General features: G+C 63.6%; 24 protein-coding genes and 2 tRNA genes. 4 read left to right on the plus strand and 22 right to left on the minus strand.

The features are described from left to right. The first annotated feature begins 217 nt into the window (after window positions 1-217). Window positions 218-2,836, plus strand: coding sequence for an ATP-dependent chaperone ClpB (gene clpB / locus APAU_RS07685; RefSeq protein WP_006301145.1), 2,619 nt, complete (start codon window positions 218-220; stop codon window positions 2,834-2,836). Between the two features lie 58 nt (window positions 2,837-2,894). Here clpB and APAU_RS07690 read toward each other — a convergent pair whose 3' ends face one another. The 3 genes from APAU_RS07690 to APAU_RS12605 form a co-directional block, all read right to left on the minus strand. Further along, window positions 2,895-3,788: an NAD(P)-dependent oxidoreductase gene (locus tag APAU_RS07690; protein WP_269490169.1), complete on the minus strand. Its 894-nt coding sequence runs from the start codon at window positions 3,786-3,788 to the stop codon at window positions 2,895-2,897. Window positions 3,789-3,864: 76 nt separating this feature from the next. After that, complete coding sequence (locus APAU_RS07695; RefSeq protein WP_040344988.1) at window positions 3,865-5,034, minus strand: MFS transporter; 1,170 nt, start codon at window positions 5,032-5,034, stop codon at window positions 3,865-3,867. Beyond that, window positions 5,031-5,732 (minus strand): dienelactone hydrolase family protein, encoded by a 702-nt coding sequence (locus tag APAU_RS12605; RefSeq protein ID WP_006301148.1) that lies wholly within the window; start codon window positions 5,730-5,732, stop codon window positions 5,031-5,033. Before APAU_RS12605 ends, APAU_RS07695 begins: the two co-directional genes overlap by 4 nt. Before the next feature lie 68 nt (window positions 5,733-5,800). On the opposite strand from APAU_RS12605, the gene APAU_RS07705 reads away from it, so the two are divergent. Beyond that, window positions 5,801-6,286, plus strand: coding sequence for an Lrp/AsnC family transcriptional regulator (locus APAU_RS07705; protein WP_156789461.1), 486 nt, complete (start codon window positions 5,801-5,803; stop codon window positions 6,284-6,286). Then, window positions 6,283-6,894, plus strand: a complete 612-nt coding sequence (locus tag APAU_RS07710) for a LysE family translocator (protein ID WP_006301150.1) — start codon at window positions 6,283-6,285, stop codon at window positions 6,892-6,894. Before APAU_RS07705 ends, APAU_RS07710 begins: the two co-directional genes overlap by 4 nt. A 50-nt stretch (window positions 6,895-6,944) precedes the next feature. On the opposite strand, the gene APAU_RS07715 is transcribed toward APAU_RS07710, so the two are convergent. From APAU_RS07715 to APAU_RS07730, 4 genes are all read right to left on the minus strand, one after another. After that, window positions 6,945-7,021, minus strand: a tRNA-Arg gene (locus tag APAU_RS07715). A gap of 13 nt (window positions 7,022-7,034) precedes the next feature. Beyond that, window positions 7,035-7,129, minus strand: a tRNA-Ser gene (locus tag APAU_RS07720). Window positions 7,130-7,243: 114 nt separating this feature from the next. Beyond that, on the minus strand, window positions 7,244-8,272 hold the full coding sequence (locus APAU_RS07725; RefSeq protein WP_232207714.1) for a peptidylprolyl isomerase: 1,029 nt from the start codon (window positions 8,270-8,272) through the stop codon (window positions 7,244-7,246). 87 nt (window positions 8,273-8,359) lie between these two features. After that, complete coding sequence (locus APAU_RS07730; RefSeq protein ID WP_006301152.1) at window positions 8,360-10,894, minus strand: DNA polymerase; 2,535 nt, start codon at window positions 10,892-10,894, stop codon at window positions 8,360-8,362. A gap of 122 nt (window positions 10,895-11,016) precedes the next feature. Here APAU_RS07730 and APAU_RS07735 point away from each other — a divergent pair, with 122 nt between their 5' ends. Next, a complete protein-coding gene (locus APAU_RS07735) occupies window positions 11,017-12,360 on the plus strand; it encodes a glutamate--tRNA ligase (protein WP_006301153.1) in 1,344 nt (447 codons plus the stop codon). Between the two features lie 96 nt (window positions 12,361-12,456). Here the strand turns inward: APAU_RS07735 and APAU_RS07740 are convergent, their stop codons facing one another. Genes APAU_RS07740 through APAU_RS07810 form a run of 15 tightly spaced genes read right to left on the minus strand, consistent with a single transcriptional unit; the run spans window position 12,457 to window position 21,576 of the window. Continuing rightward, entirely contained in the window at window positions 12,457-13,485 is a 1,029-nt protein-coding gene (locus APAU_RS07740) for an asparaginase domain-containing protein (protein ID WP_006301155.1), read from the minus strand. Then, on the minus strand, window positions 13,482-13,895 hold the full coding sequence (locus APAU_RS07745) for a 4Fe-4S binding protein (protein WP_006301157.1): 414 nt from the start codon (window positions 13,893-13,895) through the stop codon (window positions 13,482-13,484). Before APAU_RS07745 ends, APAU_RS07740 begins: the two co-directional genes overlap by 4 nt. Window positions 13,896-13,908: 13 nt before the next feature. Continuing rightward, the gene (locus APAU_RS07750; RefSeq protein WP_006301159.1) at window positions 13,909-14,904 is read right to left on the minus strand and encodes a respiratory chain complex I subunit 1 family protein; all 996 of its coding nucleotides are present in this window, start codon (window positions 14,902-14,904) and stop codon (window positions 13,909-13,911) included. Next, complete coding sequence (locus APAU_RS07755) at window positions 14,892-16,142, minus strand: hydrogenase large subunit (protein ID WP_006301161.1); 1,251 nt, start codon at window positions 16,140-16,142, stop codon at window positions 14,892-14,894. The genes APAU_RS07750 and APAU_RS07755 overlap by 13 nt, the downstream gene beginning before the upstream one ends. A gap of 11 nt (window positions 16,143-16,153) precedes the next feature. After that, on the minus strand, window positions 16,154-16,702 hold the full coding sequence (locus tag APAU_RS07760; protein ID WP_006301163.1) for an NADH-quinone oxidoreductase subunit C: 549 nt from the start codon (window positions 16,700-16,702) through the stop codon (window positions 16,154-16,156). After that, window positions 16,699-17,160, minus strand: coding sequence for an NADH-quinone oxidoreductase subunit B family protein (locus APAU_RS07765; protein WP_006301164.1), 462 nt, complete (start codon window positions 17,158-17,160; stop codon window positions 16,699-16,701). Before APAU_RS07765 ends, APAU_RS07760 begins: the two co-directional genes overlap by 4 nt. A 16-nt stretch (window positions 17,161-17,176) precedes the next feature. Then, a complete protein-coding gene (locus APAU_RS07770; RefSeq protein ID WP_006301165.1) occupies window positions 17,177-17,515 on the minus strand; it encodes a hypothetical protein in 339 nt (112 codons plus the stop codon). Beyond that, window positions 17,512-19,086 (minus strand): proton-conducting transporter transmembrane domain-containing protein, encoded by a 1,575-nt coding sequence (locus APAU_RS07775; RefSeq protein ID WP_006301166.1) that lies wholly within the window; start codon window positions 19,084-19,086, stop codon window positions 17,512-17,514. Before APAU_RS07775 ends, APAU_RS07770 begins: the two co-directional genes overlap by 4 nt. Continuing rightward, a complete protein-coding gene (locus APAU_RS07780; protein ID WP_006301167.1) occupies window positions 19,083-19,430 on the minus strand; it encodes a sodium:proton antiporter in 348 nt (115 codons plus the stop codon). The genes APAU_RS07775 and APAU_RS07780 overlap by 4 nt, the downstream gene beginning before the upstream one ends. Further along, window positions 19,420-19,917: an MnhB domain-containing protein gene (locus APAU_RS07785; protein WP_006301168.1), complete on the minus strand. Its 498-nt coding sequence runs from the start codon at window positions 19,915-19,917 to the stop codon at window positions 19,420-19,422. Before APAU_RS07785 ends, APAU_RS07780 begins: the two co-directional genes overlap by 11 nt. After that, window positions 19,914-20,189 (minus strand): hydrogen gas-evolving membrane-bound hydrogenase subunit E, encoded by a 276-nt coding sequence (gene mbhE, locus APAU_RS07790; RefSeq protein WP_040344990.1) that lies wholly within the window; start codon window positions 20,187-20,189, stop codon window positions 19,914-19,916. Before mbhE ends, APAU_RS07785 begins: the two co-directional genes overlap by 4 nt. Beyond that, on the minus strand, window positions 20,186-20,455 hold the full coding sequence (locus APAU_RS07795; RefSeq protein ID WP_006301170.1) for a Na(+)/H(+) antiporter subunit B: 270 nt from the start codon (window positions 20,453-20,455) through the stop codon (window positions 20,186-20,188). The genes mbhE and APAU_RS07795 overlap by 4 nt, the downstream gene beginning before the upstream one ends. Further along, a complete protein-coding gene (mnhG, locus tag APAU_RS07800) occupies window positions 20,455-20,823 on the minus strand; it encodes a monovalent cation/H(+) antiporter subunit G (RefSeq protein WP_232207831.1) in 369 nt (122 codons plus the stop codon). The genes APAU_RS07795 and mnhG overlap by 1 nt, the downstream gene beginning before the upstream one ends. A gap of 4 nt (window positions 20,824-20,827) precedes the next feature. Further along, window positions 20,828-21,088, minus strand: coding sequence for a monovalent cation/H+ antiporter complex subunit F (locus APAU_RS07805; RefSeq protein WP_006301172.1), 261 nt, complete (start codon window positions 21,086-21,088; stop codon window positions 20,828-20,830). Then, a complete protein-coding gene (locus tag APAU_RS07810; protein WP_006301173.1) occupies window positions 21,085-21,576 on the minus strand; it encodes a Na+/H+ antiporter subunit E in 492 nt (163 codons plus the stop codon). Before APAU_RS07810 ends, APAU_RS07805 begins: the two co-directional genes overlap by 4 nt. Window positions 21,577-21,825: the final 249 nt, after the last annotated feature.

Genomic DNA, 21,825 nt, shown 5'->3' on the forward strand with positions numbered 1-21,825 from the left:
AGGAAAAAATGATGTCGATGGCGCCTATCGACGTTTCTCACCATAAACCTTTCATTCCGCCCTGTCAAGACCGTTGGGGCAGATTCATGATGTGGCCTTCATATTTTTGTGGAACGCGCAATTTTCCAACGGAAAGGATGTTGACCTATCCTGACGTTCGTGATATGTTTTCATCGTCACTTTTGGTCAAAGAACAATCGGCTTAGGAGGTGGTCTCATGGACCTGCAGCGCTTGACCCAAAAATCTCAGGAAGCCTTGATGGATGCTCAAAACGAAGCCCTGCGAAGGGGACACCAGGGGACGGAACCGGAACACCTTCTCCTGGCCCTTCTCCTTCCGGAGCAAGGGCTCATCCCTCGACTGCTGGAAAGGGCCGGCGTGTCTGTGCCCGGCCTCCTGCAGGAGACGGAAAAGGACTTGGCCCGACGTCCTCGCGTTTCCGGAAGCGGTGTGGAGGCGGGGAAGATCTACCTTACCCCGCGGCTCTCCAAACTTCTCGTGGAAGCGGAGGACGAAGCAAAACGGATGAAGGACGACTACGTATCCGTGGAGCACCTCTTTCTGCGCCTTTTGGAGGAAGGGGACAGCACGGGGGCGGGACACATCCTTCGCACCTTCCGGGTGGACCGGGATCGGTTTCTGGCAGCCCTGGCGGAGGTTCGGGGCAACCAGAGAGTTACGGGCTCCACTCCCGAGGAGACCTATGACGCTCTGGAGAAGTACGGACAGGATCTGGTGCGCCTGGCCCGGGAAAACCGCTTGGATCCCGTGATCGGACGGGACGAGGAGATTCGAAGGGTGATCCGCATCCTCAGCCGGAAGACAAAGAACAACCCCGTGCTCATCGGGGAACCGGGAGTGGGGAAGACGGCCATCGTGGAAGGACTGGCGCAGCGAATCCTGAAGGGGGACGTGCCCGAGGGCCTGAAGGATCGCACCTTGGTGGCCTTGGACATGGGAGCGCTGCTGGCCGGGGCCAAATACCGGGGAGAGTTCGAGGAACGCCTCAAGGCGGTCCTGGGAGAGGTGAAACGCAGCGAAGGCCGAGTGTTGTTGTTCATCGACGAACTCCACACCATCGTGGGAACGGGCAAGGCGGAGGGAGCCCTGGACGCGGGCAACATGCTCAAGCCCATGCTGGCGCGGGGCGAGCTGCACTGCATCGGGGCCACCACCCTGGAGGAGTACCGCACCCACATCGAGAAGGACGCCGCCCTGGAACGGCGCTTCCAACCCGTTCTCGTGGAGCCGCCGGATGTGGAGGACACGGTGTCCATCCTTCGAGGACTGAAGGACCGCTTCCAGGTGCACCACGGGGTGCGGATTCAGGACAACGCCTTGGTGGCGGCAGCGGTGCTTTCCCAACGGTACATCTCCGACCGCTTCCTCCCCGACAAGGCCATCGATCTGGTGGACGAAGCCTGCGCCCAGATCCGCACGGAAATCGACAGCATGCCTGCAGAACTGGACGCGGCGCTGCGCCGGGTCATGCAGCTGGAGATCGAGGAGGCGGCCCTGGGGAAGGAGAGTGACAAGGCCAGCAGGGAGCGGCTCGGCCAGATCCGGCGGGAACTGGCGGACCAGAGGAGCGTGGCCGACGAGCTTCAGGCTCAGTACGAACGGGAAAAGCAGGCCATCGCCGAAGTGCGGGCACTCCGAAAGGAAATCGAGGAGACCCGGCGACGGATCGAACAGGCCGAACGGGTCTATGACCTGAACCTGGCCGCCCAGCTGCGACACGGAGAACTCCCGGAGCTGGAGAAGAAGCTGCGGGAAAAGGAGGATCTCCCAGGCCGCTCGGCAGGGGGAAGCCGCCTGCTCCGGGAGGAGGTAACGGAAGAGGAGATCGCCGGCATCGTGAGCCGTTGGACGGGCATCCCCGTTTCCCGGCTGGAGGAGGGAGAGAGGGAGAAACTGCTGCGCCTGGAGGAAATCCTCCACCAGCGGGTGGTAGGACAGGACGAGGCGGTTCGCCTGGTGACCGACGCGGTCCTCCGGGCCCGCTCCGGGCTGAAGGATCCCCGCCGCCCCATCGGGTCCTTCCTGTTCCTCGGCCCCACGGGGGTGGGCAAGACGGAGCTGGCCCGGACCCTGGCGCAGGCCCTCTTCGATTCGGAGGAAAACCTGGTGCGCCTGGACATGTCGGAATACATGGAGAAACACTCCGTTTCCCGGCTCTTCGGAGCACCCCCGGGCTACGTGGGTTACGACGAAGGAGGACAGCTCACCGAGGCGGTTCGGCGGCGTCCCTACTCGGTGCTGCTCTTTGACGAGATCGAGAAGGCGCACCCCGACGTGTTCAACGCCCTCCTGCAAATCCTGGACGACGGACGAGCCACGGACAGCCACGGAAGGACCGTGGACTTCAAGAACACCGTGGTCATCCTCACCAGCAACATCGGCGCCCCCTTCCTCTCCTCTGGGGGGGTGAGCCCGGAGGGAGAGATCCGCCCGGAGGCTCGCGATCGGGTGCTGGGAGCCCTGAAGGAACACTTCCGCCCAGAGTTCCTGAATCGCCTGGACGACATCGTCCTCTTCAAACCCCTGCAGGTCGGAGAAATCGTCCGGATCGTCTCTCTCTTGGCGGACCAGCTGCGCAGTCGTTTGGCGGATCGCTCCATTTGCCTGGAGATCACCCCGCAGGCGCAAGAGCAGATCGCCCGGGACGGATACGATCCGGTCTATGGGGCCAGGCCGCTGAAGAGAACCCTCCAGCGGCTTCTGGAAACCCCCATCGCCAAGGCGCTTCTCCGGGGCGAACTGAGGGAAGGAGGAACCGTCGTAGTGGAAACCCAGGGAAGGGAGCTTGTCCTTCGGTACGTCGACCCGGTCTAGTCCTTGGGGGAGGCGGAAACCCCCATCGGGGCTTTCGCCTCCCCCAAGCCTCTGGCCTTCAGCGAGTGGGCGCGTAAAGCGTCCAGAGCGCCTGCGTCCCCAGGTTACCCTTCCCCTGATCCGCCAGGATCCCGTAGACCCGAAGGGCCGCATCCACCACGGGGGTCTCCATGCCCAGCCCTTTCGCCTCTTCCAGGGCAAGGCGAAGATCCTTGATGAAGTGCTTCACGTAAAATCCCGGGGCAAAATCCCCCTGGAGCATCCTCGGGGCCAAGTGGTTCAAGGACCAGCTGCCTGCGGCGCCCCCCGCCAGGCTCTCGAAGAGCTTCTGGGGGTCCAGCCCCAATCTCAGGGCAAAACCGAAGGCTTCGCACACCCCCAACATGGAGGCAGCCACCAGGATCTGGTTCACCAGCTTGGCCCTCTGTCCCGATCCGGCTTCGCCGTGCCGCACCACGAGCTTCCCCATGCGCTGCAGGAAGGGGAGAACCCGCTCATAGGGTTCCGCGCCTCCCCCTACAAGGATGGAGAGGGTCCCCTCTCGAGCCCCCACGTCTCCCCCCGTGACAGGGGCATCCAGAGCCTCCACACCCCGCTCCGCCGCCGCCCGGTGGATCCTCTCCGCCAGGGCGGGGCTAGACGTGGTGCAATCCACCAGGACAGCGCCGGCCCGGGCCGAGGAGAGCAGCCCGTCCGCCCCCAGGTAGACCTCCTCCACATCCGAGGGAAACCCCAGCATGGTGAATACCACGTCGCACTCCTCCGCCAGCTCCCGCGGGGATGCAGCCCTCCGTCCTCCTGCGGCCACCAGCTCCGTCAGTCGGGGGTTGTCGCTGCGGTTGTGGAGCACCAGATCCGCTCCGGCCCTCTGCAGATGCCTAGCCATGCTAGCCCCCATGACCCCGATGCCTGCGAAACCGACCTTACAGCCCTTCAAAGGCGCACCATCCACACTCCAACACCCCTTTCCTTTCTGCTATTGTTTCCCTGAATCATCGAAGGGTCAAGGATTCTCTTTTCTCACGGCCTCATGAACCCGTGGGGACGGGTCTCCCCGGATGGCGCCGAAGGTCCCGCTCCCACAGAACCCCCAAACCCAAGCTCAGGAGCAACAGAAACCCGGCAAACCCGCGAAAGCTCCCCTCGGCGCCCAGCCAGTCCACCCCATACCCCATGAGGACGGGCACCAGGGCAAAGGAACCCCCCATGGCGAACCACACCATGGCGGAGGCATGGGGACGCTCCTCAGGGGTGGCCAGATCGGCGATGAGGGCCATGTGCAGGGGGAAACCCCATCCCATGGCGACGCCGAACACCCCTCCCCAGAAGGCCATGGCCCCATTGCCGGTGGCCCAGGTACACCCGAAGAGGGCCAAGGCCAGGCCAGCCATGGCCGGAGCGGCCAGGTGCCGGCGGGGAAGCCGGTCCAGCAGGCGGGCGCCGAAGAGACGGATCCCCGCGGCCACGGAGGCGTTGGCCATGAAGAAGGCAGAGACCAGCACACCCCGGGACTGGGCCAGGGAGGCAAGCACCACCAGACAGGCATCGCCCAGGGAAAAACAAAAGGATGACAGACAGAGCAGGCGCAGGGAGGGGTTTCGCAGCACCCCTACCAATGATCCCTCTCTTCCCCTCCCCCGGAGAGACTGTTCCGGGAGCCGCTCCCCCAGGTAGAACACCCCCAGAGCCGCAGCGAGGGGCACCAGCAGGTAGGCAACGTCGTACCCCCGCTGCAGAAAGAGATCCCCCAGGGGCACCAGGGTCATCAGAGGGAGGATCCCTCCCGCTGAGATGGCGGAAAAGGCCACCCCCCGGGAAGACTCGGGGATCACCAGCCCCTGATAGGTAGTGAATCCCACCACAAAAAGGGTTTGGGAAACCCCTAAAATCACACGAAAAAGCAACAGCCCCGGCGTGTAGGAACCCACAAGGGCAAAGCCCAGGGCCCCCGCGATTCCCAGCAGGCCGCCCCACCGGAAAAGGCGCCGGAACCCCATCCGGCGCACCAGCCCTCCCCCGAAGGGGCGGGAGAAGGTGGTGGCCATGTAGAAGGCCCCCACGATCCAGCCCACCTGCTGGGAGGAACCCACCCCCGCGTGGCTCAGGTATTGGGGAAGAAGGTAGTACACGTTGGACACCCCGAAGAGGGCGAAGTAGCCCAGCCCCAGGGTCGCCACCATCCTCCAGGTCTCCTTCATCGACTCCACTCCCCCCGCTCCAGATCCGAAAGAAAACGATCCACCTCACACCATGCCCTCTTCGCCCAGACACGGCCTTCCGGACTCCTTCCGGGGCGAAGGAACCCGTGAGGGGCTCCGGGAAAGAGCACCCCTCGCCCGGGGGTCCCCCGCATGCCCCAATCGGCCAGGAAGGATCCCCCGTTCTCCGGGGGCACCACCGCATCCTTGCCGGCCACAATCGCCAGAAGAGGGACATCCCCCGGAAGCCCTTCCGGGGACGGATCCAGGTACCCGTAGACCGTCAGGGCTCCCAGGGGACGAAGGCCCGCCCGAAGGCCTTCGAGCACCGCGTGTCCCCCGAAGGAGGAACCGAAGAGCAGGAGGGATTCCTCCCGGTAGCCCGGGAGAGTGAGCAGATGCTCCCACCAACCTCGGACCCGCGCCCGAAGGGGACCACGAAGCTCCCGAAGAGCCCGGGCCCTCAGTGCCGCCTCTCCCGCAAATCGGGGGCGGAGGGACACCCCGTAAAGGTCCGCCGCGACTCCGCCCCATCCCCGGGCACGCCATTCCCGAAGGAGCCACAGGCTCTCGGGCCCCAATCCGTCGAATTCGTGGAGGATCAAGACCCGCCCTCGCGGCGTCACCTCTTCCGCCGGTTCCCAGCGCACCCCCCCGTAGAGCCGTCCGCCCAACCGCAAGGGCTCCCATGCGAGCATCCCTTCACCCCCCCTGGACTTTTCACGCAAACAAGAATACCATGGGTCTAAATCTACAATAAAGCGAGATGATTCGGATGGATATTTTGGATTTCAAGATTCTCCACCTTCTCCTGGAGGACGGACGGCTCTCCTGGACGGAGTTGGGCAAAAGCGTGGGCCTCACCCCCCCAGGGGTGGCGGACCGGGTGCGACGGTTGGGCGAAAAAGGCCCCCTTCTGGGATTCTCCGCCCGGGTGGACGAGGAATCCATGGGCTACGCGGTCCTCGCCTTCGTGGGTGTCACCCTGCAGCGCCCCCAACATCGAAAACCTTTTCTTGAGGCAATAGCCTCCTGGCGGGAGGTACAGGAGTGCCATCACCTGGCGGGAGAAGAGGACTACCTCCTCAAAGTCCGCACCTTTGACCTCAAAAGCCTCGATCGGCTGATCAGCGACCGGATCAAGGGGCTGCGAGGGGTGTTGCGCACCCGTACCCAGGTGGTCCTCTCCACGGAAAAGGAAAGCCCTCTCCTCCCGCTTCGCGAAGAACGATCCGAGGGGGTCGGGCCATGACGGGGCTTCGGGAGATTCTCCTGGGGTTCGCCATCGCCGCTGCTCCGGGCCCCATGGGTTTGCTGTGTCTGGATCGTTCCCTTCGAAGGGGGGTCCACTCGGGATTGGCCACGGGACTGGGAACCGCCGCGGCGGACGGCCTGTACGCCCTGCTGGGTTCCCTGGGGACCGCAGGCCTCACCCGCCAGGCTGCGGCCCTGGGAGATCCCCTTCGCTTGCTGGGAGGCGGGCTGCTGCTTTACCTGGGGTGGAAGGCCCTGACGTCTTCCTCGACCGCCACCGACTCCCCCAAGGACACCTCCCGAGGTTCCCTTGCGGGGGACGCCCTCTCTTCCTTTGCCCTCACCGTGGCAAACCCCATCACCATCCTCTCCATGGGAGCCCTCTTCGCCACCACGAAACCCGCAGAGGCCCGGGGGCTGCCCTACGCATTGGCCTTCGCGGGCTATCTCTTCCTGGGCTCCCTGGCCTGGTGGATCCTCCTGTCCTGCTCGGCCCACGCCTCCCGGAGGGTGCTGCCCTCCGGGGCCCTTCGTTTTCTTCAAAAGGGAACCGCCGCAGTGCTTCTGGGCCTCGGGGCCTGGGGCTGTCTCTCCGTTCTTCGGTAAGGGAGAATGGCGAAAGGGGAGACGACTGGGTCGTCTCCCCTTTCAAAAAGTGGCGCGCCGGACAGGATTTGAACCCGTAACCTTCGGATCCGTAGTCCGATGCTCTATCCAGTTGAGCTACCGGCGCGTAAACCGCTATGTGGCGGTGGGACAGGGATTCGAACCCTGGAGGGCGGTTTTAGCCACCCTACTCGCTTAGCAGGCGAGTGCCTTCAGCCGACTCGGCCATCCCACCCCGATCACGCGGGACCTATTTTATTTCGGCCCCCGGATCCTGTCAAGAAAAACTCCCGCTCTCACCGGAAATCTCGGCCTTTCCCGCCTTCGACCCGGGAGAAGGGCGGAAAGATCACTCCCCGCTTACCGGCTTGGCGTCCGCAGACGCGGGTTTCTCCACCTCGAAGAGCTTCGGGTCCAGGACCTTCACTCCCGCCTTCTTCTTCAGTTCTTCGAAGTAGGCCCCCTGAAGCTCCCGCTTCTTCTGGGCAAGGAGGGTCTGTTCGATGTCCCCGCTCACCTCGGCGAAGGGCAGGACCCGCTCGGCTTCCTTGGTGCGCTTCACCGCCAGAAGGATGTCGTCGCTGGTGATGCGCACCAGGGGGGTCAGTTTTCCGATCCCCAGGGTGCGGATGACCTGAAGGTCCGAGGCCAGCTCCCGATCGGGAATGAAGACGGGCTTGGAGTAGGGGGTGGAGTTTCCGATGTCCCCGGAACAGGCCTTCAACACGTCGTCCCACTTCTCCCCCGCCAGGAGTTTCTGCCGGGCTTCCTTCGCCACGCTCTCGGAACGGAAGGTGACCACGTTCACCGTGTAGCCCATGGGACGCCGGAACATCATGTCCTTCATGGCATCGTAGAGTTTCCGGGCATCCACGATGTCCACGGACGCCCCTGCGCTGACCTTCTCCATCAGCTTCTGCTGGGCAATCTGCTCCCGCAGGCGTGCCTTCACGTCCTTCTCGGAAAGGTTGGAACGCTGGAGATACTGCATGTAGGCTTCCTTCGTGGGGAACTGGTCCTGGATCCGCTTCAGGGCCGTGGCCACTTCGTCGTCCCCCACGGTGATCTTCTGGTTCTCCACCTCCCGAAGGAGCTGCTCGGAGACCACGATGTTGTCCAGCACCGCCTTGCGCAGCAGGGGCAGATCTGCAGAGGTGATCTGCTGGTTCCCGAACTGCTCCGCCATCTCCTGCATGCCCTTCTCCAGGGACGAGCGCATGATCTTCTTGCCCCCGGCCTCGGCGACCGCATAGTCCCTCATCCCGCCGCCTTGCCCTTGCCCGCGGGAGTACATTCCATAGCCAGCGAAGCAGGAGACCACAAATAAAGCCACCACGGTGATCATGATCCACCGCACGTTTGTCCGGAGGTATTTCATTACCACGGCTTCTCTTCCCCCTTAAGGATTTCCTGATGGTCAAACGAAGCTATGATACGCTCCCTCTCCTGGAGTGTCAAAACCTCCCTACAGGTCTGCCAGGGAGCTGCCCGCCTTCGTCACCGTCTCCAGCGGCACGGAGAGGGTGACAGCCCGTTCCATGACGTCCCTCAGAAGCGACGCCGCCTCCTCCAAGGCTTCCTGCGGAACCTGACAGACCAGGGAGTCGTGGACCTGCAGGACCAGACGAACGGGAAGGCCCGAACCCCGCAGGCGCCGTTCCAGGTCCACCATGGCCACCTTGGCGATGTCCGCGGCGGTGCTCTGGATGGGAGAATTCACCGCCACCCGATCCAGGGCTCCCCCGCCCCGTCCCTCCACCGTGGAGACCTCCCCAAGGGGCCTCACGCGACCGAATAGGGAGACGGTGTACCCTCGGGCCTTCGCCTCCCGCACCGTCTCCTCCAGGTACTCCCGAACCCGGGGGAGCACGGAGAAGTACCGGTCGATGATCTGGGCGGCCTCGGGTCGCCCTACCCCCATTCGCTGGGCCAGTCCGTGGGCGCTCATCCCGTAGAGGAGACCGAAGTTCACCACCTTGGCGAATCGACGCTGTTCGGCAGACACCTCCTCCGCCGCCACGCCGTACACCCACGATGCGGTTTCCCGATGGATGTCCCGTCCCGCCTCGAAGGCCTGGACCAGCCGGGGCTCCCCGCAAAGGTGCGCCAACACCCGGAGTTCAATCTGGGAGTAGTCCGCCGACAGGAAACGGTCCTTCGGGGACGTGGGCACGAGGCACCGGCGAAACGCCTCCGCCCATTCCCCGAAAACCGGCAGGTTCTGCACGTTGGGGTCCCGGCTGGAGAGGCGCCCCGTCCCCGTGGCAGTCTGCTCGAAGGTGGAGTAGATGTGCCCCCCGTCCCGGTGAGCCTGCTTTAAAAAAGGCTGCACGAACCCCGTGCGCAGCTTCGCCACCTCCCGGTGCTCCAGGAGGTGGCGAGGGACTCTCGAAAGGGGATCCGGAAGCTTCGCCAACTCCTCCAACACCCCCACATCGGTGGAAAACCCCGTCTTGGTCTTCTTCAGGGGCGGCAGCCCCAGCCTCTCGAAGAGCAGCGCCGCCATCTGCTTGGGAGACTGGAGGTTCACCTCCTCCCCCGCCTCGGCGCGGACCAGAGCCTCCAGTTCTCGGGAGCGCCCCTCCAGGCGGACGTCCAGGGAGGCCAACGCCCCCTCGTCCACCCCGATCCCGCGGCTCTCCATCCGGGCCAGCACCGGAGCCAGGGGCAGGTCCAGGTCCCGCACCAAAGGAGCCACGGAGGGCCAAAGAGGTTCCTCGCAAAGCGTCTCCAGGAGGGCGAAGGGATTCTCCGTCCCCGGAGGAAGCCCCCGGCCCGCGCTCTCCCCCCGGTCCGGGTGCAGGGCATAGTGGACCAGCTTCAGGTCCTCCACCCCCTCCTCCGGCTCCCCCTCCCGACCTTCCAGGGCACACCACTCCTTATAGCCCCAGAAAAGGCACCGCTTGCCCCGAAGCCGTTCCCCCAGGGGGAAGCCCTCGGGAAGTTCTCCCCGCCAGTTCCGCCCATCCGGAAGAACCAGAGCCACTTCCCCCATCCGGGGATGGACCGGGGAATCCCCTTTCCTTTCCCACAGCACCGCCAGGCGGGAGGCCGCCAGGACCTCTTCCAGGGACACGGGGGCGCCTTTCCGGACGACGGAGGCTGCGGGAGCACCGGTCCCCTGGCCGGGGGAAGTACCCTCCTGCCCCAACCCCAGCCTTTTCAGCAGCTGCTTCAGTCCGAGGCGGCTGCAGAGGGTCCGGGCTCGCTCATCGTCCCTCGGGGCAGGGATCAACCCTTCCGCCGGGATTGCCTCCGTGGGCAGGGGGACCACCAGGGCACGGCTTGCGAAGGCCTGCTCCCTTCCCTCCTCCAGCTTGCCCCTCTGCCCCTTGGGCAGCTCCCCCAGGTGGGCATAGATCCCCTCCAGGCTCCCGTGATGGGACACCAGGGCGCGGGCTCCCTTGTCCCCGATTCCGGCAACTCCGGGAATGTGGTCCACCGCGTCCCCCGTCAGGGCAAGGTAGTCCGCCATGGCGGAGGGGGCAAATCCGTACTCTTCCCGAAAGAGGGCTTCATCGAAAAGCCGGAACTCCGAGACCCCCTTTTGGGGACGCATCACCCTTACCCCCGGGGAGAGTACCTGGAGAAGATCCTTGTCGGCAGAGAGGACCAGGGCCTCTCGCCCCTTCCCCAGGGACAAGGCTGTGGAGGCAATGAGATCGTCCGCCTCTACGCCCTCCCGAACGTGCACCCGGTGCCCCAGGGCCTCCAGCAGCTCCAGCAGCAGGGGCAACTGGATCTTGAAGCCCTCCGGGGTGGGCCGACGCCCCAACTTGTAGTCCCCATAGATCTTCTTGCGCTCCGTCTCCCCTTTGGGGTCGAAGAAGAGCCCCCATCCCTGGGGTCGCTGCTCCTCCAAGACCTTCTGGAGCATGTTGAGAAAACCCAGGATCGCATGGACCGGCGTCCCGTCGGGAGCGGAAAGCTCCGGGAGGGCGTAGAAGGCCCGAAAGGCGAGGCCGTGACCGTCCACCAGAAGAAAGCGGGGTTCATCCATGAAAAGACCTCCGTTCGAGAAGCGCAAGGTTATAATGATGCGTCGGCCCGGCGACCGAGGAAGGCGGGGGCCACGAGCTTGGTTCAGTATACTCAGGAAACCCTCACAAAGGAGGAAGCGGCATGACACAGGAGACGGTGCGGGTGCGTTTCGCCCCGAGCCCCACGGGCTCCCTGCATATCGGCGGAGCCCACACGGCCCTTTTCAACTGGCTCTGGGCGCGCCACAACGGGGGACGGTTCGTCCTGCGCATCGAGGACACGGATCGGGAACGCTCCACTCAGGCCTTCGAGGAGACCATCCTGGACGGAATGCGCTGGATGGGGTTGGACTGGGACGAGGGCCCCGACGTGGGGGGAGCCTTCGGACCCTACCGCCAGTCGGAGCGCCTGGACCTGTACCGGAGCCATGCCGAGGAGCTTTTGAATCAGGGTGTGGCCTACGAGGAGGACGGGGCGGTGCTCTACCGCATCCCGGCAGGGCTCCGCCTGGGGTTCGAAGACCGGGTGTACGGGCACATCGAAGTGGACAGCGCGAAGGCCTCGGTGAACCAGGACGGGTCCATCAAGGACATCGTGATCCTCAAGCGGGACGGCATGCCCACGTACAACTACGCCGTGGTGGTGGACGACCACACCATGGGCATCAACTGGGTCATCCGGGGGGAGGACCACGTGATCAACACCCCGAAGCAGCTCCTCCTCTACCGCGCCCTGGGGTGGGAACCCCCGTCCTTCGCCCATCTGCCCATGATCCTGGGAAAGGACAAGAAGAAGCTCTCCAAGCGCCACGGGGCCACCAGCGTCTTCGAGTACCACGACCTGGGCTACCTGCCCGACGGAGTCTTCAACTTTCTGGCTCTCCTGGGATGGTCCCCGGGGGAAGACCAGGAGATCCTCTCCCGGGAGGAGGCGGTGACCCTCTTCGATCTGGGCCGGGTGACCAAGCGAGCGGCGGTTTTCGACCTGGACAAGCTGAACCACGTGAACCAGGAACACCTGAAGAGAATGGAACCCCACCGGCGCCTCGCCACCATCCGCCCCTTCTGGACGGAACTGGGGCTGGATCCGGACCGTTTCGAGGATGTCTATCTGGAAAAGGCCCTCACCCTCCTTGCCGGTCGGGGACAGACCACCCGCCAGCTGGCGGAGTACACGGACTACCTCCTGAGCTTCGACGCCGTGACGACCCGCTACGAGGGAGGGGATCTGACGGAGGAGACCCGATCGCGCCTGCGACCTTTCTACGATGCCTGGCTGACAGGTTGCCGCCCCTGGGAGGGAGAGACGATGGAGGCCTTTGCCCGGACCTGGTCCGAGGAGAAAGGGCTGTCCCTGAAAGAGATCGCCATGCCCCTGCGGTGGGCCCTGACGGGGCGGAAGGTGAGCCCGGGGGTCTTCGAGGTGGCCCAGCTGCTGGGGCCGGAGGAGTGCCGAAGACGCCTGGAGCACTACGGTCTGGCCTGAGGCAGAGGGGAAAGCGGGCAAAAGCAGGAAAGCACAAGGGCGAGGCTCCCCCCAGGGGAGCCTCGCCCTTTTTCGGCCGCCCCTCTTCCCTTCCCGTCAGGAAAAGGTCTTCAGATGCCGGGACAGCACGTCCTCCGGAGCCTCGGGACGCGCCAGCAGGGCGAAACATCCCAGGGCGTGGACGAACTCCAGGGGGCTGTCCATCTGGCTGAAGACCCGAAACCCCGACCGGCTCAGGGAAGCGATCCCCACGTTCCGGTAGGCTCCCGGGTTCTTGAAATCCCCTTCCGCCTGGCTGCACGCCAGGATCAGGGGTTTGCGATCCCTTTTCGCGTAGGTCTCCTCCACCTGCCGCAGAAGACGTTGGGGCACGTTGCCCGCCCCGTAGCCCACCAGCCCCAGCACCTCTTCGTCCCCCCGAAGACAGAGCCCGCACCCGGGAAAGCAGAAGTGCCACCCCATGCGGGAACAGACCGCACGAGCCGTTTCCGGGGTGTGGGCAAGCAGCGCCCGCAGGTCCTTCCCGGGGTTCCAGGTCTTCTTGGGGTGCTCGAAGGAGGAGGAAAGCCCCCACTCGGGGTTGAAGTACACGGGGATGCCGTTGGTGGAAACGAAGGCATCGGGGTGGCTGGCCCGGGCCTTGTGGGCTCGAGCCCCGGGAATGAGCTTCCAGTTGAAGTACAGCCACACCCCGGGAAAGGAGGAGCAGAGGACCTGGGCCGCCCCCCGAAGGTTCACGCTCCCGTCCTCGGGGGTGAAGTCTCGGGTGAACTGGCTTCCCGTGAGCACCACCGAAACGGGCACCCCCGCGAGGCACAGGGAAAGCCACGCGGAGGTATAGGCCATGGTGTCCGTGCCGTGGAGGATCAGCACGCCCCCACACCCTTCCTCCAGGGCCTCCGCCACCTCCCGGGTGAGGGCCACCCAATGCCCCGGATCCAGGTCGGAGCTGTCCAATCCCGCCTCTCCCCAGAGGGAACGGAAGAGGGGGACCACGCCCCTCTCCCGAAAGAAGCTGTCCAGCAGCCCCACCAGGGAGCGGGCCGTAGCTCCGTCGGGCTCCGCTCCTCCCTCCCGGAAACCGCTGGCGATGGTGCCTCCGGTAAGCAGGACCCGGACGTTCATGGCTTCGGCCCGGAATCCACCACCACCTGCTCCCGACGATCCGTCCCGGAAACCAGGCACTCTCGGGTCATCCAAAGGCAGGACACGGGACAGATCTCGGTGCACTGCTCGCAGAAGCAGCAACGATCCACGTGGATCCGGATCTTCTTTTCCTCGGGAACGAACTCAATGGCGTTGGCGGGGCAGACCTTGATGCAGAGACGGCAGCCGATGCACTTTCCCCGGTCGTAGGCAATGCGCCCTCGATAGCCCTCGGGAGGCTCCACGGGGGGACACAGGGACCGCTTCCCCTCCGCCACATCCCGCAGAAACCCGCACAGGCTCTCGGGCATGTGCTTCGCAGGAAAGGGATTCGTCGCCGAGGGGGCACAGATCTGGCGCAGGGCCTGCACGGTCATTCGGTTGAGCATGCCTCTCCCTCCTCTAGGCTGCCTTCAGGATGTCCAGGGTCATGAGGAGCATCCCCGCAAGGGAGAGCCCTCCTACGGGAACCCAGTAAAACCAGGAGGCCTGCCAGATCTTGATCCTCCCGAAGGCAGTCCGGACCAGCGTCACCCCCAGAACCTGCACGGCGAACACCTTGACCCAGAAGGCCAGAAAATCCAGGGCGAAGAGAGACAACCCCGACACCCCCAAGGCGCCGCCTAGGGACCAGGGGAGGAAGAGGTTCACCACCAGTGCGCACATGGCCAGCTGGCGCAGGGCGAAGACGATCTTGATGAGGGCCAGGTTTCTCCCGGAGTACTCCACGATCAGCCCTTCCAGGATCTCCGTCTTCGCCTCCGGGATATCCATGGGGGCCTTGCCCACCTCCGCAGGGACCACCGCCAGGAGCACCAGGAAAAGGCTTCCCAGTCCCAGCAACCCGTTGAGGCCCACCACCCCCCAAAGGGGAGTGGCCACGAAGGTCTCCAGGCTGAAGGGTTCTCCGGGCATGCCCGTGCGCAGGGCATACCAGGCCAGGGTACACACCACCATGGACAGGGGGAATTCGTAGCTCATCATCAGGACCATCTCCCGGCTGGCCCCCACGCTGGCGTAGGGAGAACCGCTGGCATAACCTCCCGCCACCAGGCAGACCGCCGAGGTCGCCAAAAGGTAGAGCACCAGGATGACGTCCCCCTCCGTGCCCAGAATCGGCGGCAACGCTCCCATGGGGAGATAGAGGAACAGCATCAGAGTCACGGTCAGGGAGGCCCAGGGCGCTCCGTTGAAGACCCAAGCCACGGCCCTCCGGGGCACGATGGTCTCCTTGCAGAGGAGTTTGAGCACGTCGTAGTAGGTCTGCAGGAGCGGCGGGCCCGTGCGCCGCTGCATCCGAGCGTGGAGGATGCGATCCGCCCCGTCGTTCAGCAGCGCCAGCATCATCACGATGGGCAGAAGGGCGGCCCCTGCAATCAGCTTGGTCAGCAAGAGCATGACCCCATCAACCTCCTCGTCTTCTCACGGCTCATCCGCACCAGCTCCTCCCTGTCCAGAAGGCGCCGGTTCCCCCGGACCCGATCCGTGGCCAAGGTGCGCTCCATACAGGAAATGCAGGGGTCCACGCTGTTGATGATGAGCGAAGCATCCGCCAAATCCTGATTTCGGAACATCAGGGGCCAGGCCACGGCGTTGGAGTAGGTGGGCGCCCGAACCTTCCACCAGTTCACGTTCTCCTCCCCCGCCTTGAGGCGCACCACGTGGGTGTCGTCTCCTCGGGGACCCTCGATGCATCCCCACCCGGTGCCGTCCGCCTGCTTCAGGTATGCCAGCAGCTTCACCAGCTTGGGCTCCCACACCAGGGGTCCTTCAGGCAGTCCCGCCAGAATGGTCTCCAGGATCTCCAGGGATTGATAGACTTCGTGAACCCGCACCAGGAAGCGGTCGAACACATCTCCCCGGACCTCCCCCATGGTATCCTGCGGCACCACCGGCTGGACCACCAGATCCTGGTAGGCTTCGTAGGGGGCATTCCAGCGCACATCCACCCGGTGGCCGCTACCCCGCAGGGTGGGCCCCAGGGTGCAGTACTTCACCGCGTCCTCGGGGGCCAGGGTCCCCACGTCCCTCATGCGCGCCCGTGCCACCAGGTCCTCCGTGACGATATCGTAGAAGACCCGGAACTCCCTACGATAGAAGGAGAGCATCTCCTGGATCGCCTTGCCCACGCCGGGGGTCACGTCTCGACGCACCCCTCCCACCGTCCCGATGCCGTAGTTCACCCGGTTGCCCGTGAAGGCCTCCAGCACGTCCATGACCTTCTCTCGAAGCTGCATTCCCAAGTGGAAGGCCGAGTCGAATCCCAGGGTGTAGCAGGCCACTCCCGCCCAGAGGATGTGGGAGTGGACCCGTTCCAGCTCCAGGACCAGGGAACGGATGTACTGGGCTCGTGGGGGAACGGGGATCTTGGCGGCATCCTCCACCGCCCGGACGAAGGCGACGATGTGGGTAAAGGAACAGATCCCGCAGATCCGCTCCGCCAGATAGATCACCTGGATGGGGTTTCGTTCCCGGGCCATGAACTCGATGCCCCGGTGGATCGCTCCGGGGCGGATGGTGGCGTCCACGATCCGCTCCCCGTCCACATCCAGCCAAGCGGTGATGGGCTCCTTAAGCCCTACGTGCACGGGACCGATAGGAACCCGGTAGGTTTTCGTGTGCGATTTCGATGCCATCGCCGCGCCTCCTACTGCAGCTCCCGGACCTGGTCAGGGCCCGGTGCCGTCTCGTCCCGCCGCCAAGGCTTGACGTCGTCGTCCCAATCCTCGGGGAGAAAAATGTTCCCCCTGTTGGGCATCCCCGCAAACTCCACCCCCAACATCTCCCGCATCTCCCGTTCGCTGTACTCCGCCCCAGGGATCCGGTCCTGAAGCGAGGGCATGGACAGGTCGCCCTTCGGCAGCAGGACGGAAACGGAGAGCCCCACGCGGGCGGAACGGCTGCAGGCGATGAACAGAGAGAAGTGGTAGATGAGGCGCACCCCGTCCCCCTCGTCATCCCCGGAAATCACATGAAAATGGGGAAAATCCAGGGTGAACAGAAACTGGATCAGGTCGGGGAAATCACGACGGTCCACCTCCACCCACAAATCCTGGTAGCCCCTCACTTCTTCCAGCCCCGATCGGTGTTCTCGAAGCTCCCAGGAAAAGGGCCTCTCCCCCATATGCTCCACCAGTTTCTCCGCCACCCGGTCTCCAGAAAGGACCTCTCGGGAAAAGCGATCCAGAAAGATCATGCGATCACCTTCTTTTCTGCAAGGGAGGCACGGCGGCGCTCCAACAAGGCCACGGCCTGAGCCACTCCATCGATCATCGCTTCCGGTCGGGGTGGGCATCCGTGCACGTAGACGTCCACGGGCAGAACCCGATCCACCGGCCCTTCCAGGTTGTAGGACTTGTAGAAGACATCCCCCGAGCAGCCGCAGTTTCCCACGCAAATGACCACCTTGGGGTCGGGAATCTGGGCATGAATCCGCTTGACTCGCTCCACCATGTAATGGGTCACCGGCCCCGTCACCAGAAGCGCATCGGCGTGGCGAGGACTCCCCACCAATTTCATGCCAAGACGCTCGATGTCGTAACGGGGAGTCAAAGTCGCCACGATTTCGATATCGCAGCCGTTGCAGGAACCGCTGTTGCAGTGAAACACCCAAAGGGAGCGAGGAAGGACCTCCAAGGCTCGTCGTTCGTTCATGCCTACCCCGCCTCTCCTAGAACAGAACGAGGACCGCCAGCAGGGCGATCATCGCGACCATCAGGCCGACATAGTCCGTGGCGATCCCGGAATGCAGGGCCAACAGGGGACGGTAGTAACCCTCCAGGGCTCGGGTAAACCCCCAGTACGCCGACGAGGCGGGAACCCGAAAATCCGCCCCGTCCTCCGGGACCGGGTTGCCCCCCCAAAAGATTTCGTCCTGCTCCGTCCCTGCCTTGTAGTCCTTGCACCCCCGCGAGCGGATCCACCCGGAGATACCTGCCGCCACCAGGGCAAAAACGATCCAGGTCCAAACATCCCAGTATCCGAACCCCGTCAGGACCTTCGACATCATGGTTGTCCACCTCCCGCGGCAAGCACCGATTGGATGTAGGAGGAACGTTCCACCAAGGCCTGAGAGGCGGGCCCCACCAGGGAGTCCATCGTCCAGGAGGGGAACAGGGAAAGGACAAGCACGCACAGAACCAACACTCCCATGCCGACTCTCATGGACAGGGGAACCTCGCGGACCTTTTCGAAACAGGCCAAAGCAGGACCCAGAAAGGCCGTCTGGAATACCTTGAGGAAGGAGGCAAGGGTCAGGATGGACGTCACCATGGCCACCACCGCCAGGAACGGATGGACGGCAAAGGTGGATTCATAGATCAACAGCTTGGAGACGAACCCGTTCAAGGGAGGCAACCCTGCGATGGCCGTCGCCGCCACAAGGAAGAAACCCGTCGTCCAGGGAAGGTTTCGGGCCAGCCCCCCCAACTCGTTGAGGTTTCGGGAGCCAGCGGAGTAGGCCAGTGCCCCGGCGGTCAGGAAAAGCAGCCCTTTGTAGATGGTGTAGTTCAGGAGATGGTAGACCCCCCCCTGCAGAGCCCCGAACCCATATTCCGCCATGGCCTCGGGGTCGTCGAGGCAAAGAAGGCCCACCCCCAACCCCAGAAGGAGATAGCCCACCTGCGAGACGGAGTGGTACGCCATGAGCCGGAACACGTCCTTCTGCACCACCGCCATGGTGACCCCCACGAACATGGAAAGGCACCCCAGGATCACCACCGTCCAGGGGATGATGGTGGGGCAGAGGAGCTGACCGTAAAGGGAGAAGCACACCCGGGCCAACCCGTAAAGAGATGCCTGGCTCGTGGCCACCAGGAGGCAGGTCACCGCAGCAGGGGCCTCCGCATAGGCATCGGGGACCCAGCAATGCATGGGGACGGCGCCGCATTTCATGGCCAGCGTCCCTACCAGGAAGACCAGGGCGATCTTCTCGGGAACCCCGAGCTGGAGCACCTGGGCTACCGCGGCCACGGTGACCAGGTTGTACCGTCCGTAAAGGAACCCGATGGCGAGAAGCACGAACAGCGCCCCCACCGTGGACACCAGCATGTACTTGAAGGCAGCCTCGATGGCTTCCGGTCGATCCCGGTAAAACGCCACGAGCCCGAAGGAAGCGACGGAAGCGATCTCCAGGAAGACGAAGAAGTTGAAGAGATCCCCCGTGTACTCCATGCCCAACAAACCCACGGTGAGGAGAAAGAACAGGGACGTATACTTGTCCAACCCGGAGAACCGGTCCAGAAAGCGCAGAGAAAAGCAGGCCCCCGCGAAGCTGGCCACGGCGCCGAACACCCCCAGAAGGGCGGAAAAGGCGTCGATCTCCAGGAGAATTCGAACCGGAAAGGCAAGCCCGGAGGGCAGGGCCAGGTTCCAGGAATCCGCTCCCATCACATAGACCAGGGTGCCCTGGGCGCGCACCTGGGTCCAGACCAGGACCGTCAGGACCAGGGTCAGCAGAGACCCCACCACAAAGAGGGCCTCCCGGACCCTCCGCCCGCCGAGGCTCGCCAGAGGGGCTAGGAAGGCACAGGCCAGGGGAACGGCCAGAACAAGCGCGGGCAGATGGTCGATCCAGTTCATCCTCGAAGCCTCCGGATCTCGCGGACATCCAGTGTCCCGTAATGTCGGTAGAGCAACATGGTCAGAGAAAGCATCAACGCGGTCGTGGCCAAACCGATGACGATGGCCGTGAGGGTCAGGGCCTGGGGTGTCGGAAGGACCATGGTCTGCGTCTTCCCCGCCATGGTAAACACGGGGATCGCTCCTCCCGTCCGGTACCCAAGGACGATGAGGAACAGGTTCACCGCGGACTCCACCAAGGACACGCCGATGGCGATCTTGATGAGGTTCCTTTCGAAGACCACCGCAGCCAGACCGATCAGGAAGAGGGCCCCCACGACGAGAAAGGGCAGATTACCGATCATGTCCCGCCTCCCCTTTCCCCTGGGTCTCGTACAACCGAATTCCCTTGAACATCACCAGGAGGATCATGGAAAGACCTGCCATGACCTCCAAACCCACCGCCAGGTTCATCAGAGCGATGGTGCCCGATGTACCCAACACCCCGGAATTCGCCCCAAGTGGGGTTGGTTGCCCAAACCAGAAGGAACCCGTATTGGCCAAAGCGTTATAGAAGAAGGCCCTTCGAACCCCAAGGAACCCCAAGGCCAGAAAGACTAGGAGACCCAGGCTCTCCAGGAAGGTCAGGTAGAGGGGCCGAACCCAGGGGAGCAGACGATCTCCCCCCTGAGCCACAAGGAGAAAAGCAATCCCCGTGGCCACCACGGCACCCCCCTGGAAACCGCCACCGGGAGTCAGATGTCCATGGACAATCACGTAGGCCCCAAAAACCATCAAGAACCACGTAAACATGTTGCTTACCGTCCGAACGATCACGCTCATGGGCTTCATTTGCCGTGGCCTCCCTGCCTGAAAAGGGCCGCCACGGAGCAGATCGCCGTGAACAAGACCGCTCCCTCCCCAAGGGTATCGAAACCCCGGTAGTCGAAGACGATAGCGGTCACCACGTTGTTTGCCGCTTTCTCCGGCTGAGCCTTCTCCAGGTAATACTGGTCCATGGGCACCTCTCCCGGATCGCCGAAGGGGTGGACGCTGACCAGTCCCTGCCAGAGAATCCCCCCCAGAAGAAGAAGCGCCACGAGGTACAAGGCCTTGCTCCTCATCGGGGATCATCTTCCTTCTTCAGGCGTCCCAGCCGACCACAGCCTTTTAGGGCGATCACGTAAATCGCCGTGGACAGGCCAGCTCCGATGGCAGCTTCCGCGATGGCCACGTCGGGGGCCTGGAGAATGTAGAACTCCACGGAAAGCACGAGGCTCAAGCCTCCAAGAGCTATGACCGAGGACAGCATGTCCCGGGACCAAATGGCGTAAAACCCCGAGACCACCAGGAGCGTCAACACCGCAATGTGGAGAAGATCCGCGCTCATCAGACCACCTTCCCCTTCCTGCGATCCTCCGCCAGCCGATCCACCACCGCATGGATCGGCGCCACACCGCTTCGATGGGCAGCCCGTGCCATGGCGTGGGCTCCCGTTGCGTTGGTCACCAGAAGAGCCACCACCGCCACAAGGGCATGAACGATCAACACGAGATACCGCCCTTCCCCTCCCTCAAAAAAACGATGGAGACCGTAAGCCACCACCGCCGCCGAGGTAAAAAGGCTGCCGAAGGTGGTACACTTCGTGGCTCCGTGGAGGCGGGTATACACATCCGGAAAGCGATAGAGGGCAAAGGTCCCCAGCAGGTTGAACCCCACCCCCACCAGAAGGAACAGGGCGACCAGGATTTGGACCACCAAGCTACATCCCCCCTTCGATGAAGCGGGCAATGAACAGGGTTCCCACAAAGGAGAGAGCCGCATAGACGATGGAGATGTCCACCATGACCACAGAATCGTAGACCACGGAAAGAAGGATCATGATAGCGATGACCAGAGTGTTCATGGTGTCGTAGGCCACGAGACGATCCGAAGCCGTGGGGCCCGCCACGAGTCTCCCCATGATGAAGACTGCGGCCACTCCCAAGGCGGCTGCAACCCCAAGAAAGAGATTCTCCATCATTCCGCAATCCTCCGCGCCCAGGTCTCAAAGCTCCCGTACAGATCCTCCGGGGAGGGGGTCTCTTCCGCCAAGTAGAGACAATGGATGTAGAGGCTCCGATCCTCTTCGTCCACATCCACCGTCAAAGTACCGGGGGTCAAGGTGATGGAGTTGGCCAAGAGCGTCAATCCCGCATCGGAACGAAGGGCCGGAGTCACCTTCACGATTCCCGGACGGATGTGCCCCGTGATGACCCTCTTCGCCACATCCAGATTGGCCTTGACGAGCCCCACAAAAAACGGTCCGACGAGATAGCAGAGAAAATAGCCCCAACGGAGGGGATTGATTCCCGAAAGGGTGAAGTGCTTGTCCTTCATTCGCCTCTTGGCCACCAGGGAAATCCAGAACCCCACAAAACAGGCGATGCCGATTTCTCCCGGATCCAGTCCGCCCCCGGACCAGGCCAGGAGCAGGTACGCCGCCACAGAAATCACGAAAACCACAACCATTTGGGTCCCCCTCCCCCTGAGTTGCTTCGTCCTGCACTCGCTTCCCTCGTCTTTTCTTGACGCTGAGGGGTACATACACAACACCTTGGGCTTCTTCCCTTGGAAGAAGCCCCCCCCCGGCTCGCCCATATGTCTTGTGCATCCATTATACATACCGCGGCATCTGCGGGCATGGGAATATCATGAAAGAAAATAAAGAAACGATTCACGAAGCCCTGCTCTTCCTCGCTCTTGCGAAGAGCTTACCTC

Source organism: Aminomonas paucivorans DSM 12260, from assembly GCF_000165795.1.
GTDB classification, from domain to species: domain Bacteria; phylum Synergistota; class Synergistia; order Synergistales; family Synergistaceae; genus Aminomonas; species Aminomonas paucivorans.

Excerpts from the sequence above, each read along its gene's own strand:
- clpB (WP_006301145.1), top strand. The coding sequence starts at position 218 with ATGGACCTGCAGCGCTTGACCCAAAAATCTCAGGAAGCCTTGATGGAT.
- APAU_RS07695 (WP_040344988.1), bottom strand. The coding sequence starts at position 5,034 with ATGAAGGAGACCTGGAGGATGGTGGCGACCCTGGGGCTGGGCTACTTC.
- APAU_RS12605 (WP_006301148.1), bottom strand. The coding sequence starts at position 5,732 with ATGCTCGCATGGGAGCCCTTGCGGTTGGGCGGACGGCTCTACGGGGGG.
- APAU_RS07705 (WP_156789461.1), top strand. The coding sequence starts at position 5,801 with ATGATTCGGATGGATATTTTGGATTTCAAGATTCTCCACCTTCTCCTG.
- APAU_RS07710 (WP_006301150.1), top strand. The coding sequence starts at position 6,283 with ATGACGGGGCTTCGGGAGATTCTCCTGGGGTTCGCCATCGCCGCTGCT.
- APAU_RS07725 (WP_232207714.1), bottom strand. The coding sequence starts at position 8,272 with ATGAAATACCTCCGGACAAACGTGCGGTGGATCATGATCACCGTGGTG.
- APAU_RS07730 (WP_006301152.1), bottom strand. The coding sequence starts at position 10,894 with ATGGATGAACCCCGCTTTCTTCTGGTGGACGGTCACGGCCTCGCCTTT.
- APAU_RS07735 (WP_006301153.1), top strand. The coding sequence starts at position 11,017 with ATGACACAGGAGACGGTGCGGGTGCGTTTCGCCCCGAGCCCCACGGGC.
- APAU_RS07740 (WP_006301155.1), bottom strand. The coding sequence starts at position 13,485 with ATGAACGTCCGGGTCCTGCTTACCGGAGGCACCATCGCCAGCGGTTTC.
- APAU_RS07745 (WP_006301157.1), bottom strand. The coding sequence starts at position 13,895 with ATGCTCAACCGAATGACCGTGCAGGCCCTGCGCCAGATCTGTGCCCCC.
- APAU_RS07750 (WP_006301159.1), bottom strand. The coding sequence starts at position 14,904 with ATGCTCTTGCTGACCAAGCTGATTGCAGGGGCCGCCCTTCTGCCCATC.
- APAU_RS07755 (WP_006301161.1), bottom strand. The coding sequence starts at position 16,142 with ATGGCATCGAAATCGCACACGAAAACCTACCGGGTTCCTATCGGTCCC.
- APAU_RS07760 (WP_006301163.1), bottom strand. The coding sequence starts at position 16,702 with ATGATCTTTCTGGATCGCTTTTCCCGAGAGGTCCTTTCTGGAGACCGG.
- APAU_RS07765 (WP_006301164.1), bottom strand. The coding sequence starts at position 17,160 with ATGAACGAACGACGAGCCTTGGAGGTCCTTCCTCGCTCCCTTTGGGTG.
- APAU_RS07770 (WP_006301165.1), bottom strand. The coding sequence starts at position 17,515 with ATGATGTCGAAGGTCCTGACGGGGTTCGGATACTGGGATGTTTGGACC.
- APAU_RS07775 (WP_006301166.1), bottom strand. The coding sequence starts at position 19,086 with ATGAACTGGATCGACCATCTGCCCGCGCTTGTTCTGGCCGTTCCCCTG.
- APAU_RS07780 (WP_006301167.1), bottom strand. The coding sequence starts at position 19,430 with ATGATCGGTAATCTGCCCTTTCTCGTCGTGGGGGCCCTCTTCCTGATC.
- APAU_RS07785 (WP_006301168.1), bottom strand. The coding sequence starts at position 19,917 with ATGAAGCCCATGAGCGTGATCGTTCGGACGGTAAGCAACATGTTTACG.
- mbhE (WP_040344990.1), bottom strand. The coding sequence starts at position 20,189 with ATGAGGAGCAAGGCCTTGTACCTCGTGGCGCTTCTTCTTCTGGGGGGG.
- APAU_RS07795 (WP_006301170.1), bottom strand. The coding sequence starts at position 20,455 with ATGAGCGCGGATCTTCTCCACATTGCGGTGTTGACGCTCCTGGTGGTC.
- APAU_RS07805 (WP_006301172.1), bottom strand. The coding sequence starts at position 21,088 with ATGATGGAGAATCTCTTTCTTGGGGTTGCAGCCGCCTTGGGAGTGGCC.
- APAU_RS07810 (WP_006301173.1), bottom strand. The coding sequence starts at position 21,576 with ATGGTTGTGGTTTTCGTGATTTCTGTGGCGGCGTACCTGCTCCTGGCC.